The organism is Massilia agrisoli, from assembly GCF_020831365.1.
In the GTDB taxonomy this organism is placed as follows: domain Bacteria; phylum Pseudomonadota; class Gammaproteobacteria; order Burkholderiales; family Burkholderiaceae_D; genus Telluria_A; species Telluria_A agrisoli.
On sequence record NZ_JAJHPV010000009.1, the window covers coordinates 385,881 to 398,641 of the forward strand.

At 63.9% G+C, this 12,761-nt stretch carries 11 protein-coding genes and 1 pseudogene; 5 read left to right on the forward strand and 7 right to left on the reverse strand.

Annotated elements, in window-relative coordinates; translation table 11 throughout:
• Positions 1-26: 26 nt before the first annotated feature.
• The 3 genes from LMJ30_RS06200 to LMJ30_RS06210 all read right to left on the reverse strand — a co-directional run bounded on the left by LMJ30_RS06200 (position 27) and on the right by LMJ30_RS06210 (position 3,931).
• Entirely contained in the window at positions 27-1,406 is a 1,380-nt protein-coding gene (locus tag LMJ30_RS06200) for a N,N-dimethylformamidase beta subunit family domain-containing protein (RefSeq protein WP_229431466.1), read from the reverse strand.
• Between the two features lie 77 nt (positions 1,407-1,483).
• Entirely contained in the window at positions 1,484-3,166 is a 1,683-nt protein-coding gene (locus LMJ30_RS06205; RefSeq protein ID WP_229431467.1) for a carbamoyltransferase family protein, read from the reverse strand.
• A gap of 162 nt (positions 3,167-3,328) precedes the next feature.
• Positions 3,329-3,931 carry a PEP-CTERM sorting domain-containing protein gene (locus LMJ30_RS06210; RefSeq protein ID WP_229431468.1) on the reverse strand — a complete coding sequence of 201 codons (603 nt, stop codon included), beginning with the start codon at positions 3,929-3,931 and terminating at the stop codon, positions 3,329-3,331.
• Positions 3,932-4,130: 199 nt separating this feature from the next.
• Here LMJ30_RS06210 and nudC point away from each other — a divergent pair, with 199 nt between their 5' ends.
• Positions 4,131-4,949 carry an NAD(+) diphosphatase gene (gene nudC, locus LMJ30_RS06215; RefSeq protein WP_229431469.1) on the forward strand — a complete coding sequence of 273 codons (819 nt, stop codon included), beginning with the start codon at positions 4,131-4,133 and terminating at the stop codon, positions 4,947-4,949.
• Here nudC and LMJ30_RS06220 read toward each other — a convergent pair.
• Positions 4,911-5,783 carry a hypothetical protein gene (locus tag LMJ30_RS06220; RefSeq protein WP_229431470.1) on the reverse strand — a complete coding sequence of 291 codons (873 nt, stop codon included), beginning with the start codon at positions 5,781-5,783 and terminating at the stop codon, positions 4,911-4,913. The two genes, nudC and LMJ30_RS06220, sit on opposite strands and share 39 nt — an antisense overlap.
• Positions 5,784-5,980: 197 nt before the next feature.
• Here LMJ30_RS06220 and folE point away from each other — a divergent pair, with 197 nt between their 5' ends.
• From folE to LMJ30_RS06235, 3 genes and pseudogenes are all read left to right on the forward strand, one after another.
• Positions 5,981-6,547 carry a GTP cyclohydrolase I FolE gene (folE, locus tag LMJ30_RS06225; RefSeq protein ID WP_229431471.1) on the forward strand — a complete coding sequence of 189 codons (567 nt, stop codon included), beginning with the start codon at positions 5,981-5,983 and terminating at the stop codon, positions 6,545-6,547.
• A gap of 5 nt (positions 6,548-6,552) precedes the next feature.
• Positions 6,553-7,920, forward strand: a complete 1,368-nt coding sequence (locus tag LMJ30_RS06230) for a thioredoxin family protein (protein ID WP_229431472.1) — start codon at positions 6,553-6,555, stop codon at positions 7,918-7,920.
• A 102-nt stretch (positions 7,921-8,022) separates the two neighbouring features.
• Positions 8,023-8,298: pseudogene (locus LMJ30_RS06235) on the forward strand (transposase); the annotation flags it as partial.
• 106 nt (positions 8,299-8,404) lie between these two features.
• On the opposite strand, the gene LMJ30_RS06240 reads toward LMJ30_RS06235, so the two are convergent.
• From LMJ30_RS06240 to LMJ30_RS06250, 3 genes are all read right to left on the reverse strand, one after another.
• Complete coding sequence (locus LMJ30_RS06240) at positions 8,405-8,806, reverse strand: hypothetical protein (RefSeq protein WP_229431473.1); 402 nt, start codon at positions 8,804-8,806, stop codon at positions 8,405-8,407.
• 64 nt (positions 8,807-8,870) lie between these two features.
• A complete protein-coding gene (locus LMJ30_RS06245) occupies positions 8,871-9,950 on the reverse strand; it encodes a lipid A deacylase LpxR family protein (protein ID WP_229431474.1) in 1,080 nt (359 codons plus the stop codon).
• Positions 9,951-10,054: 104 nt separating this feature from the next.
• The gene (locus LMJ30_RS06250; protein WP_229431475.1) at positions 10,055-11,356 is read right to left on the reverse strand and encodes a cation:proton antiporter; all 1,302 of its coding nucleotides are present in this window, start codon (positions 11,354-11,356) and stop codon (positions 10,055-10,057) included.
• A gap of 161 nt (positions 11,357-11,517) precedes the next feature.
• Between LMJ30_RS06250 and LMJ30_RS06255 the strand changes: the two genes are divergently transcribed.
• A complete protein-coding gene (locus LMJ30_RS06255; protein WP_229431476.1) occupies positions 11,518-12,756 on the forward strand; it encodes an RtcB family protein in 1,239 nt (412 codons plus the stop codon).
• Positions 12,757-12,761: the final 5 nt, after the last annotated feature.

The following is a 12,761-nucleotide window of genomic DNA, read 5'->3' on the forward strand; positions in this document are numbered from 1 at the left end:
GCAGTGCTGTGCGGTTCAGTCCTTGTTCACAATGCCTGAAGACGGTCAATCACATTACGCGTAATGGTGTCGACGCAGGGCTCCTGCATGGTGCCGAGAACCTGCGCCCAGTCCGTTGTGCCGGCGCTGAAGACGGTGCCGCCGTTGGAGTAGATACCCATTGTTGCGGCGTGGATGCCTTCCCTCGCAGCGGAGCCTTCCCGTGTTGGTAATTCCTGCCACCTGTCGCCAAGCACGCTCGCCGCGAGCAACTCGAAGCCCTTCGGCGTGGCGTGCCGTGCGTGAAGGGGCGCGAGCGTCGCACGCCCGCGCCTGTGGTCGAACGCGGCAAGCGGCGCACCGTCGCATTCATAGCCAACGAGCGGCGGCGCTGTGCAGGCGCCAAAGGCGCACCCGTCGGCCAGCCCCGTTCCTTCAAACACCCAGTGCGCCGATTGCTGGACGATGTAGCCTGCGGTTTCGCGGGCGCCGTCCCACCAGCCGCCGCCATGCCGGTAACTGAGGCCGCACAGCGCGTCCTCAGGCCTGCCGGCGCCGCTGTCGGGCCACCATTGGTCGAGCGCACCGCCTGGCCCGCCCTGGTGGCAGACCATCGCCGCGCCGTCATCGACCACGCGTACCCGCCACCAGCAGGTGTTGCCGCCAAAGAAGGCGGCGTTGCCGCCGTTGGCGATGAAGGCCTCGACGGCGTCGCGTTCAGGTTCACTCCAGTATTCGTCGTGACCGGCACTGAGCAAAAGCCCGTAATGGTCGGGTACGCCGCCAGCCGCGAGGTCGAGTCCGGAACAGAATTCGGCCGTGTAGCCGTTGCGCGCGAGCCAGCGGATGAAGGGCGCGTCCCAATGCGCGAAGGTCTGGCGCGGCGAATTCAGGTCGTAATAGTCGGGCGAGCACCAGACCGCGCCGCCGATGCCGCCGCCGGGCCGGCGGAAGCACACCTTTCCTCCCGGCGGATCGAGCGAGCGCGGCGGATTCTTGTAGAAGCAGCCGCCGCCAGTGAAGTTGTAGGCATGCCAGGTGGCAACCGGCAGCTTGTACAACAGCCTGGCCTGGCCCTGGCCGCGCACGATGAACAAGGCTGCCGCGCTGCTTGCCGCCAGTGACAGCCCTGCGCCCCGGCCATCGTCAAGGAATGCGAGGTAGACGGCCGATGGCCAGTTGCCTTCAAGTTTGAACGGGTAGGCGGGCCACTCCCAGTCGTCTGCCGCGCTGCGGGGTGCAGCACATTTTCCGGGCAGCCAGCCGGTCACATGCACCGGTACCAGGCCGTCGGCCCAGCGGTAAAACAGCACCCTGAAACGCCGCGCCGTTGTCGATACGTGCAACACCAGGGTGTCGCCCGGATCGATGCTGGCGCTGGCCGGATATCCGGCGATCATCGCCAGCCCCGTTCGCGTAGTGGCCATTGTGGCGATCCTTTCGTCGCGGCCAGGCCTGCGGCGGCCGGCAGTGACGGGCAGGCGTGCTTGCAGTGCATGGCGCATCAGCCGACGGCGGGCGGCTCGACGCGCTTACGAATCAGGTAGGGCGGCATTGCCAGCGCGTGCATCGGGGTTCGGCGGAAGGTTTCAAGCGCTTCGGCCGGGGTTTCCACAATCGGTTCTTCCTTGCGGTTGAACGAGGTGTTAAGCAGCACCGGCACGCCGGTGCGCGCTTCAAAGGCGTTCAACAGCGTCCACAGCAAGGGGTCGTCGTCGCTGCCGACCGTTTGCAGCCGTGCGGTAAAGTCGACGTGGGTCACCGCGGGGACCACCGGCGCCGCATGCTGTCGTACCGGCGCGGCAAACTGCATGAATGGCGACGGACGATGGATGCCGAAGTACTCGCTGGCGCGGTCGAGCAGGACAACCGGCGCCAGCGGCCGGAACCATTCACGCTGCTTGACCTCGGCATTGATCCAGTCGCGCATGCGTTCGTTGCGCGGGTCGCCAAGAATGCTGCGGTGGCCAAGCGCGCGCGGACCGAATTCACTGCGCCCCTGGTACAGCCCGACGACTTTCGCATCACACAGAAGGTCCACCATGCGCAGGCACAGCGCACGCACCTCGCCGGTTTTTTCGACAACCAGGTCGTCCGCTCCCTGCAGCGCCGCGTCCATATCGGCTTGCGCCGGCTCCGGTCCCAGGTAGTCGTGCTGCCACCGGTAGTCGCAGCGCGCCCCCGCCAGCTCTGTCAGGCCATACACCGCGCAGCCCAGCGACGTGCCGGCATCGGTTGGAGCGGGGGGGATGAAGACGCGTTTGAATGGCGTTTCCCGCAGCAGCCGGTCGTTGGCGGAGCAGTTGAGCGCCGTGCCGCCCGCAAAGCATAAGTTGTCCGCGCCGGTGTGGCGGTGCAGCCAGCGGGCCACTTCGAGCAGCGCTTCTTCAAACGCGCGCTGGCCGGCTGCGGCCAGGTTGGCGACCGACGCGAAACGCGCGTCGCTGGCGCCGTCGTAGCGGAAGCGGCCACGTTCGCGCAGCACCTCGCGCCACGGGCGCGGGATGCTGACCTGGGGTCCCTCTACCTCCAGCGGCGGCAGCCTCGTTGCTGAGGCGTCGCCGTGGGGCGCAAGCCCCATCACCTTGCCTTCGTTGCCTTCGCCGGGGAAGATCGCTTGCGTCAGCAAAAAGTAGAACATGCCCAGCCCCACGAGGCCGCCGTTGTCGCAATCCCACAACTGCTTGCCGATGCAATCGAGGCGCTTGCGGTCGGCGCGGTAGAACGATGACACTTCGCGCCAGTGGCCCGGCACTTCGGCGGCGCCGTCCCAGTGCTCGGTAAACGAGGATACGGCGCTGCCCTGGCCGTCGATAACCATGACTGCGGCATCGGCAAAGGGCGACGGATGGAAGACGCTGTAGGCGTGGGCCAGGTGGTGCGACACATGCGCGCGCTTGCAGCCGGGGGCAAGGCGCAGCGATGCCGCAAGCTCCTGCTCGTACCCGGCCAGGTTGCCGAATTCTGCATCGGACGAATAGCACTCGACCAGCACATCGATTTCGCGGTCGAGGCCTGGCATGCGTGGCAGGTAGATGTTGCCAATGTCGCCGATTTTGCCCCAGTGGTGCTTATGCCGGGTCAGGCGTTCTTTCTGGATCGCCCACAGCATCGTGGAACCCTGCATGAGGCAGGCGCTGGCGTCTTGCGTGCGGTTGACGCCCAATACAAGGGGTTCATTGGTCATTTTTTCCTCGTATAGCTGAACGGCGGCGATACGAGTTGGAGCGGGGCGGCGGGGATTAGTTCGGCTGGCTGGCGGGGATTGAGCGGTGGCCCAAATCAGCGGTCGGGATGTAAAAAAGCCCGCTCGGACAACCGGCGGGCTGTGCCTTGTGAAGCGGCGTTCTTACGCGGCGCGGCGGGCGGCGATGCGGCGGCGCGATACCGCGAAGCCGAGTGCGCCCAGGCCGAACAGTGCCAGCGATGCTGGTTCAGGCACGTCGTTGGCAGTGACTTCGGCTTGCAGCGAATTGAGCGTGAACAGCCAGTTGGAGGCGCCGCCGGTATTGTTGTTGAACTGCAGATCGGCAATACCGCTCGAGGTCAGCGCAAACGAGCCGCCGCCGCCGACCAGGCCGGTTTCCAGCAGTGCTCCGGCGCTGTTGAACGCGGAGAAGAAGGTCGCGCCGGCGCCCCAGCTGTTCCAGCCGTAGTTGTCGAAGGTGAAGAAGACATTGCTGGCCACGCCATCGAACTTCACGTTGAGGATTGCTGCGGTCGGGTAGTCAGTGGTGGTGCTGTTGCCCAGGCCAGGGCCGCCAAAACCGCCAGTGACGGGTGCGCCGTCGGAGTGCGGGCCGCCCATCAGCGAGAACGATACGCCAGCGATTTGGTTGGTGATGGCGGTGCCGGAAGCGTAAGTGCCGAAGTTGATGGAGACCGGAGCGGCCACTGCGGACGAAGCAAGCAACATGGCAAGTGCAAACATCCCGACAGTTTTCTTGAACATTTTTTTATCCCTATAGTATTTGTTTTGGAAAATAATATTAAGCAATTATTGTGCCAAATAAATTATTATTAATAAAATCATATGCTTACATGCTTGCCGCAAATTCGGCCAACTCATCTGTAAGATTTCCCGACAGCTGAGCGGCCGGCGGCGGCCAGCGGTATCATGGTCGGACGTTTATATCGAAAGCGTTCGCGACATGCTAAAAAGCCCCCTTACGTTCAGCCCGGTGATGGACCCGCGCACCGCAGCGGATCCGCTAACCTTCATTTTCAATGGCGGAAAGCTGCTGGTGCATGAGGCCAGCCTTGCGCTACCGCGCGCGGAAACCACGGCCGCGGCCGGGTTCGATGAGCGCCACCTGCAACCGGTCGGCATGCTGGGCCAGCGCTACTGCCAGACGGGCTGGGTCGAGGGTGATCCGGCCGCCCCGGAGGGCTATGCGTGGCGCGGCCTGCGCTCGCTGTTCGGTGCGGTGGACGAAGACCTGCTTGCGGTTGCCGGGCGGGCTTCGCAACTTGCCGAATGGGCCCGCACGCACCGCTATTGCGGCGCCTGTGCGTCGCCGATGGAGCGGGTGGCCGGCGAACGGTGCTTCAAGTGCGGCAATTGCGGCATGAGCGCGTATCCGCGGATTTCCCCGGCAATGATGGTGTTGATCCGCAAGGGTGATTCTTACCTGATGGCGATGCACACGGCATCGCCCAGCAAGCGCTTCACGCCGCTGGCCGGTTTCCTCGAAGCCGGGGAGTCGATCGAGGAGGCGGTGCACCGCGAGGTCTACGAGGAAGTCGGCCTGCGCGTGCACAACCTGAAGTATTTCTCGAGCCAGTCATGGCCCTTCCCGCATTCGCTGATGATCGCGTTTACCGCCGATTACCTCGATGGGGAAATCCGCATCGACACCAACGAACTGTCGGAAGCACGCTGGTTCGGGCCGAACGATGAATGGCCCGAACGCGTGCCGCACATGTCCATCTCAAGCGTTCTGGTCGACGCCCACAGGCCGGGCGGCTGAACGCTCTTCCTTGCTGCGCTGCTCGGGTTTTTCGCCGGTGCCGCGGATCTGCACGGTGCGCTGCAGCAGGTCGAACCAGAACGGCGCGCCGAACAGCGCCGTCGACGCTGTCAGCAGCCAGCCTGCCACCTGCATCGCAAACGCGCCGTCGACCCGGGCGGGGAAGTTCTGCCAGCCGATCGGTAAGGTCATCAGCGCGTTGACCGCGCCCTTGTCGAAGGCCTCAACCGACAGTTGCGCCGCCAGCGCGGGCTGCTGCCACAGCGTGCGGAACAGGTGGATGCTGTCGATGTTGAACAGGATCGCCAGCAACAGCGACAGCGCCAGGCTGACCATCAGCGACCTGCGCTTGTAGGCGCCCGACACGCGCTCCATCGCACTGTCGAACCAGCCCACGATGCCTGCCTGCATCCTGGCCAGGTCACCGTTGGCTTGCTGGTAAATGCTTTGCAGCGCCCGCCGCACCTGCTCGTCGCCGATGGCGTCGATGTCGCGGCCAAGCTGGGTCCAGTTGCCCGGTATCGTTTGAATGGTGTCGAGCATGGCGATGGCAAACAGCTTCGGCTCTATATATGATGGCTTGAACTTGAGCGCGCGCTCGTCGGCCGCGGTGCCGTCGTCATGGGGATTGACCAGCGCATGGCTGTACAGCTCGCGCGCCAGCGCGTTGTAGCCGGGGTCGTTCAGCATGGTCTTGACGCCCTCGAGCAGGGTGCGGGCGCGCAGCCGCAGCAGCGAGGCCAGCGCCTCCTGCAGGGTGCTGACGATCAGCGCCACCGCCGCATAGCAAAACGTGAGGCCGATTGCCACTTCCAGTACAGTGCTTCCAAACATGGCTTTCTCCCGAGAGGACGGACATGCCACTTACGCTAGCGCGGTCCCGCTTCGGATGAGTCCGGTTAGCGCAAGAAAGGGGTTCATCACCGGCGTGAATTACCCGAATCGGGTAGGGCGAAGCCATCTCGCCGCGGGTAAGGGTCCCGCATTTTCTATATACTGTCGGCAATCGAAATATTTAGGGTTGAGAAAATATGTCCAAGGAAGCCTTCTCCGAACAAGACTGGCGCCGCCTGTTGGCCAGCCTGGGTGAAGACCCCGACCGTCCAGGCTTGGTGGAGACGCCGCACCGCGTGTCCAAGGCCTGGAAGCATTGGACCTCCGGCTACGACCAGGACCCGGTCGAGCTGCTGAAGGCCTTCGAGGATGGCGCCGAGCAGTACAACGAACTGATTGTGGTGCGCGGCATCCCGGTCTACAGTCACTGCGAACACCATCTCGCGCCGTTTTTCGGCAAGGCCACCGTCGGCTATCTGCCAAACGGCAAGATTGTCGGCTTGTCGAAGCTGACCCGGCTGGTCGACTGCTTCGCCAAGCGCCTGCAAGTGCAGGAACGCATGACGATCCAGATCGCCAACGCGCTGATGGAAGTACTCGAACCGAAGGCAGTTGGCGTGGTCATCAAGTGCCGCCACCTGTGCATGGAAAGCCGCGGCATCCGTACGCCGGGTGAAGAAACCATTACCTCCGCCATGCTTGGCGAGCTTCAGCCCAACCTCGCACTGCGCACGGAATTCCTGGCGCTGGCGCGCGAATCCTGAGCCGGATGCGCACGATCGCCTGGTTCGAAAACGACGCGCAGGCCGCATTTGCGCAGGCACGCGAAACCGGCCGTCCGCTGTTCCTGTACTGGGGCGCCAGCTGGTGCCCGCCATGTAATCGCCTTAAGTCGGGCACCTTTGCGCGCCCTGATTTTGCCGAACTCGCCGAGTCGTTCGTTTCCTTGCATGTCGACGGCGACGCCGCCGGCGCCCAGCAGATAGCGGCCCAGTACAAGCTGCGCAGCTATCCGACCCTGGTCGTATTGCGCCCCGACGGCACCGAGATCGCCCGCCTGCCGTGCGAACTTGCAGGCGGCCTGTTTGTCCGCACGCTCGGCCTCGCGTTACGCGCCAACTACACGGTGGCGCAATCGCTCAGCGCCGCCTTGTCGCGCGAACGGCCGTTGTCCGACGACGAATGGCGCATGCTCAGTTTTTATTCCTGGGACACGGACGAGCACCAGGTCCTCAAAAATCTCGATTTCGCAGCGGCGCTGGCCAGCATGACGCGCGCCTGTACCCTCGACGAAGCCCGCCAGCGCCTCGAATGGCACGCGCTGCATGCCGCCGCGATGGGCGGGAAGGCCGGGATCGACCAGCGCACGGTGATCGCCCGCATCGGCGCCGCGCTGGCCGACCCCGGCACGGTCGGCGCGCAGATGGACCTGGTGATTACCTACGCGGTTGACCTGATCCGCTTCCTCACCGAGCCCGGCTCGGAGCAGCGCGCCGCCTTCGCGCAGGCATGGGCCGCCGCGCTCGACACGCTGGAATCCGATACCGCGCTGGGCGTGGCCGACCAGCTGTCTGCCCTGCGCGTACGGGTGCGGCTGGCGCGGCTGGGCGCCCCGCTCGACGACATGGCCGCGCTGGTCCGGGCTCGTGTCGCCGCGGCCGTGGCCGGCGTCAGCGAGCCTGCGCTGCGTCACGTTGTGATCAACAGCTGCGCGGGAATCCTGGCGGACAGCGGCCTGCTGGACGACGCCGAAGCCCTGCTCGAAGGCGAACTCGGGCGGTCGCATTCTCCGTTCTATTTCATGCACACGCTTGCCACCACCGCGAAGAAGCGCGGCGACCCGGACCGCGCCATCGACTGGTACGCCCAGGCATGGGACCGCGCGCAGGGACCTGCAACCCGCCTGCAGTGGGGCGCCACCTACCTGCAAAGCCTGGTGGATTTCGCGCCGCATGACATCGACCGTATTGACCGACTTTCTGGAAAAATTATCAACGAACTGTCGGGCATCGAGGCCCCCGCCAGCCAGCGCAATGGTACGCAGTTGGCGCGCATTGCCGAAAAGCTGGGCGCCTGGACCGGGCGCAGCGACCGCGCCAGCGCATTGCGCCAGATGGCAGCACGCCTGGCCGGCTGAGCGGCCAGCGGCGCCTGCTGCCAACGCTTTTTTGCGCCAGGGGGCATTGCAAGGGAACCTGTTCCTTATTTAAGTCTCAAATGATCATTTGAGGCGAAAGCGATGGCCAGACCCGAATTCGCGACTGACATTTCGCGCGAAGAATTCGAAGCCGTTCGCGGCATGCTGGAAGCGGCGCGCCGCAAGACCAGGCCACGCAAGCATGACCTGTACGACGTTTTTAACGCCATGCTGTATTTCCTCGACACCGGCGCCGCATGGCGCAGCCTGCCGAAGGAGTTTCCCCCGTGGCGGACGGTGCATGAATACTTTACCCAGTGGACGATGGCGCGCGAAGGCGAGCGTTCCTTGCTTGAGCTGGCGCTGGAAAAAGCCGGCCGGCCCAAAGCCGTGGCGCGGCTGAAAGAACTGATGGAACGGCGAGCAGTGTAGGGCGGACAAGGGCTTGCCCGCATCCGCCGGAGTCGCCACGAAAAGACTTCCGCTAGGCCCCCGCAGCCTTCTCAAACACAAACTTATCCTCACCCATCCTGAACACCCCCACCGGCTCGCCCAGCGCTTCCGGCGCCGGCGTCGGCAGCAGGGTGCAGCTGCGCGTCTCGAGCTGCCACGTACGCTGGCCTGCCCTGAAGCTGTACACATTCTCGCCGGCCGCAAACAGTTCCAGCTCCATCTGGCCCACCGGCAGCTCGCCAAAGTCAAACTGGCGCTGGCAATCTGGCCAGCGCGCCGCCACTACGGTAACGTCGACGGAATCCTTCCAGAAATAATCTTGCGCCACGCGCACGCTCAGCGTGTGTTCGTTGCCATCGATATAGTGCGATTCCGAGTCCTTGATGCAGCCCGCCAGCACCAGCGGCGCCAGTAATACCCATGTCCTGCGCATGTCAGCTTCCCTCGAAAGTAGTCTGCGCAGTATAAGTCGGCGCTTGCACCTGGTGCAACAAACCTCAAAACTCGGTGCCGAAGGTAATCGCCGCCATGCGGTGGCGCGGGATGGGGAAGGATGAGCGGAACTCGCGCGAACGCCGCGTGACCTTGAATTGCACAAACCACGGGCCGTGCGAAGCGGTACGGCTGTCGGGGAAGTCGAGCCGCATGCCGACAATCAGGTCGGTAACGAAGTGGCGGCGCTTCACGCTCGGGTCATCGCGGAACATCCGGCCGTCGAGGAACACGTTGCGCGCCATCAGCCGGGTTTCCACCGCGCCGAAGGCCGTGCACTGCAACCATTTGATCATGCAAGTGGTTGGCCCGAATGCTTCCTTCGCCAGCTTGTTGCCGATTCCCGGTGGCGGCGGAGACACGGCCGGGAGGTCCTTGCCGACCACCACCGCCAGCCCGCCCGCCGCGTACGTCATGGTATTACCAGCGGCAACGCGCCAGTAGCCTGCGGTGTTCAACTGCACGTCGCCAGGAAGCTCCGCCGACAAGGCCTCCAGGGCCGTGCGCCGCTCGGCGCTGGCCATCACCGATAGCGATCCGCCAATCTGGTTGTGCCAGCCCTTGGGGGCGGGACGGTCCATGATCTTGTGGAACAGTTTCTGCGCATCTTCGGACAGCGATGCCGGGCCCGTTACGCCCACCTGGGCGGTCAGCGTGGTCAGGGTCCGCTGGTCCGGCGACAGCAGCGCATACGACTGCTCGACATACAGCAGGCCCGCCCACGGGCGGTCTTGGGGCTGCGGAGCGGCGAGCGTGATATTGCCGGGGGTGTACATCAACTGGCCGTAGTTGGTCTGGCTGGTCAGCAAGGCGCTGTCTTCGCAGTCAAACCAGACGCAGGCGCGCCGGGTCAGCGCCTTGGCAAAATCGCTGCGCTGGTCGCGCGACCGCTTGATCGACAGCTGCACGCCATTGGTATAAAAACGGTCGGTATCGAAAAATGAATCGTTCTCGTAGGTTCCGAAGTGAACAGTTTCCTGCTTCTGCGTCGGCGTCTGGGCGTGGACGGCGCCGCAGGCCAGCAGTGCGGGCGCCACCAGCGCGAGGCTGGCCCGACGGCATGGGTTGAAGGAAAACAGCGACATGGCCGCACCGCCTTTCCGCTCGTGACAACTGATCAGTCCGATTGTAGGCGTGCAACTTGCCCCGGCTTTGCCGTGGCTCATATCCGGCGGTTAAACTTTCCCGCCTACGACCTTCTTCCCTTTGGCCAGAAGCGCTCCAGTGCCGGCGTAACGCTGGAGCCGTGCACGACGATCGAGAGGATGATGGTGACGACGGTAAACTGGATCAGGTCGCGCGCCAGGTGGTGCGGCAAGCCATGGTTAATTGCGTACATCAGGTAATACAGCGAACCGATGCCGCGCACCCCGAACCACCCGGTGATCGAGCGCACCCGCATCGATGCATTCGAACCTGCCAGCCCCAGCATGATGCTCAGCGGCCTGGCGATCAGGAACAGGAACACCGCGGTGCTGACCGAGCGCCAGTTGAAGTCCGTGCTCGCAACCATGCCGCCAAGTAGCAGCACCAGGGTCAGTTCGGACAGCCGTTCCAGGTGTTCCTTGAACACCAGCGATTCTCCGCTGACTGTCAGCGGCACTTCGTGTTCCTCGCCGGTTGCCTGGTCCTCGACCTCGTCGGCCACCAGCAAGCCCTGGCGGTCCTTGTGGGCGCCCGACAGGACCAGCTCGGTCTGGCGCAGGGCGACGCCAGCAAAAAAGACCGCCAGGAATCCCCATGCATGGACCAATACGGTCAGTCCGTACACCACCCCGATCAGTCCGAGGGCGACCAGGTCGTCCAGCACCTCGTGCTTCGGCTCGCGGTTGCGTAGTTTCCATCCAAGCCGGCCGAGCAGGGCGCCACCGGCGATGCCCAGCGCAACCGCGGCCAGGGTAGCCCAGACCACGTCAATGGCAAGCCAGCGCCACCCGAACTCGCCAAGCTCGTGCGCGCCAAGCAGGCCCAGGCCAAGCATCACAAAAGGGAAGGCGGAGCCATCGTTCATGCCCGCCTCTGAGGTCAGGGCAAAACGCAGCTCATCGCGGTCTCCGGCGTGGCGGATCTGGACGTCGGTGGCAAGCACAGGGTCGGTCGGCGCAAGGATGGCGCCCAGCAAGACGCCGGCTCCGAGGGGCAGGCCGAGCACAAAATGGGTAAACGCGGCAATCAGGCCGACCGTCAGCGACATCGACAGCCACGCCATCCGGATCGGTGTTCCCCAGCGCTTGCGGGTGATCGGCACAGGCATCTTGACGCCTGCGGAAAACAGCGAGACCAGTACCGCGATCTCGGTCAGCGTTTCCAGCAGGTGGGATTCTTCGGTGGGATCGAAAGCAAACACACCGAGCACCATGGGACCGAGGAGCAGCCCGACGGCAAGGTAGACGATGCTTGAAGATACCGGCAGACGTGAAATCGACGTCGCGGCGAGACCGCGCGCCAGCATCAGGCAGCCGATCAGGATAAACCAGTGGATTGTTGTCATTTGATATTTCGCCGTTGCGCTTGCCATTCATGCTACATGCGGCGTGCAACTTCATCCGTTCGCTTGCACACGTATAAGTTTTACTGAGGGCGCCTTCCTGCCGCGCACCGCGCCCGGGCGTTTTTTGCGATCATGGCGGTGAGCGCAACGCGGAGAAACCAATGAAGAAGGACACCACCTACGAGGTCATCAATAACGAAGGTGGCCGCCCGATCAAGATGTGGACCAAGGGTGTGCCGGTGGAAGAGGCCGCCAAGCAGCAACTGTCGAACACGGCAAAGCTGCCGTTTATCTACAAGCACGTCGCCGTGATGCCGGATGTACACCTTGGCAAGGGATCGACCATTGGCAGCGTGATACCCACGCTTGGCGCAGTGATTCCGGCAGCGGTGGGCGTCGATATCGGCTGCGGCATGATGGCGGCAAAAACCACCTTGACGGCAAACGACCTGCCCGACAGCCTTGGGAAATTGCGCAGCGCCATCGAACAGGCGATTCCGCACGGCATGTCGCCAAAAACGCGCAGCTTCAAGGGCGCGGACAAGGGCTCATGGAGCAAGGCGCCTTCGGCAGTCGACGCCGGCTGGCTCCAGCTGAAGGACGAGTTCGATGAAATCTGCCGCAAGCGCCCGAACCTGAAAAACACCAACAACTACAAGCACCTGGGAACCCTCGGCAGCGGCAATCATTTCGTCGAGGTCTGCCTGGACGAGCAAGGGTTCGTCTGGCTGATGCTGCACTCGGGTTCGCGCGGCGTCGGCAATGCGATCGGCACCCAGTTCATCGAGCTGGCCAAGCAGGACATGCGCAAGCACCAGGTCAACCTGCCTGACCAGGACCTGGCCTACCTGTCGGAAGGCACCCAGTACTTCGACGACTACATACAGGCAGTGGGCTGGGCGCAGAAATTTGCGCGCATCAACCGTGAAGTGATGATGCAGAACCTGATCGCCGCGCTGCGCACGGTGATCACCAAGCCGTTCGAGACGCACGTGGAGGCAGTCAACTGCCACCACAACTATGTGCAGAAGGAACAGCATTTCGGCAAGGATGTACTGGTGACGCGCAAGGGCGCGGTGTCGGCGCGGCCGGGCGAGCTGGGCATTATTCCAGGCTCGATGGGCGCAAAGAGTTTCATCGTGCGCGGCAAGGGCAATCCGGAAAGCTTCAATAGCTGCAGCCACGGAGCCGGCCGCATCATGAGCCGTACCGAAGCCAAACGCCGTTTTACCGTGGAAGACCATGTAGGCGCCACCAAGGGCGTCGAATGCCGCAAGGATGCGGCCGTCATCGACGAGATCCCGATGGCCTACAAGGACATCGATGCGGTGATGCACGCCCAGCGCGAGCTGGTCGAGGTCGTGCACACGCTCAAACAGGTGGTGTGCGTCAAGGGCTGACAGCA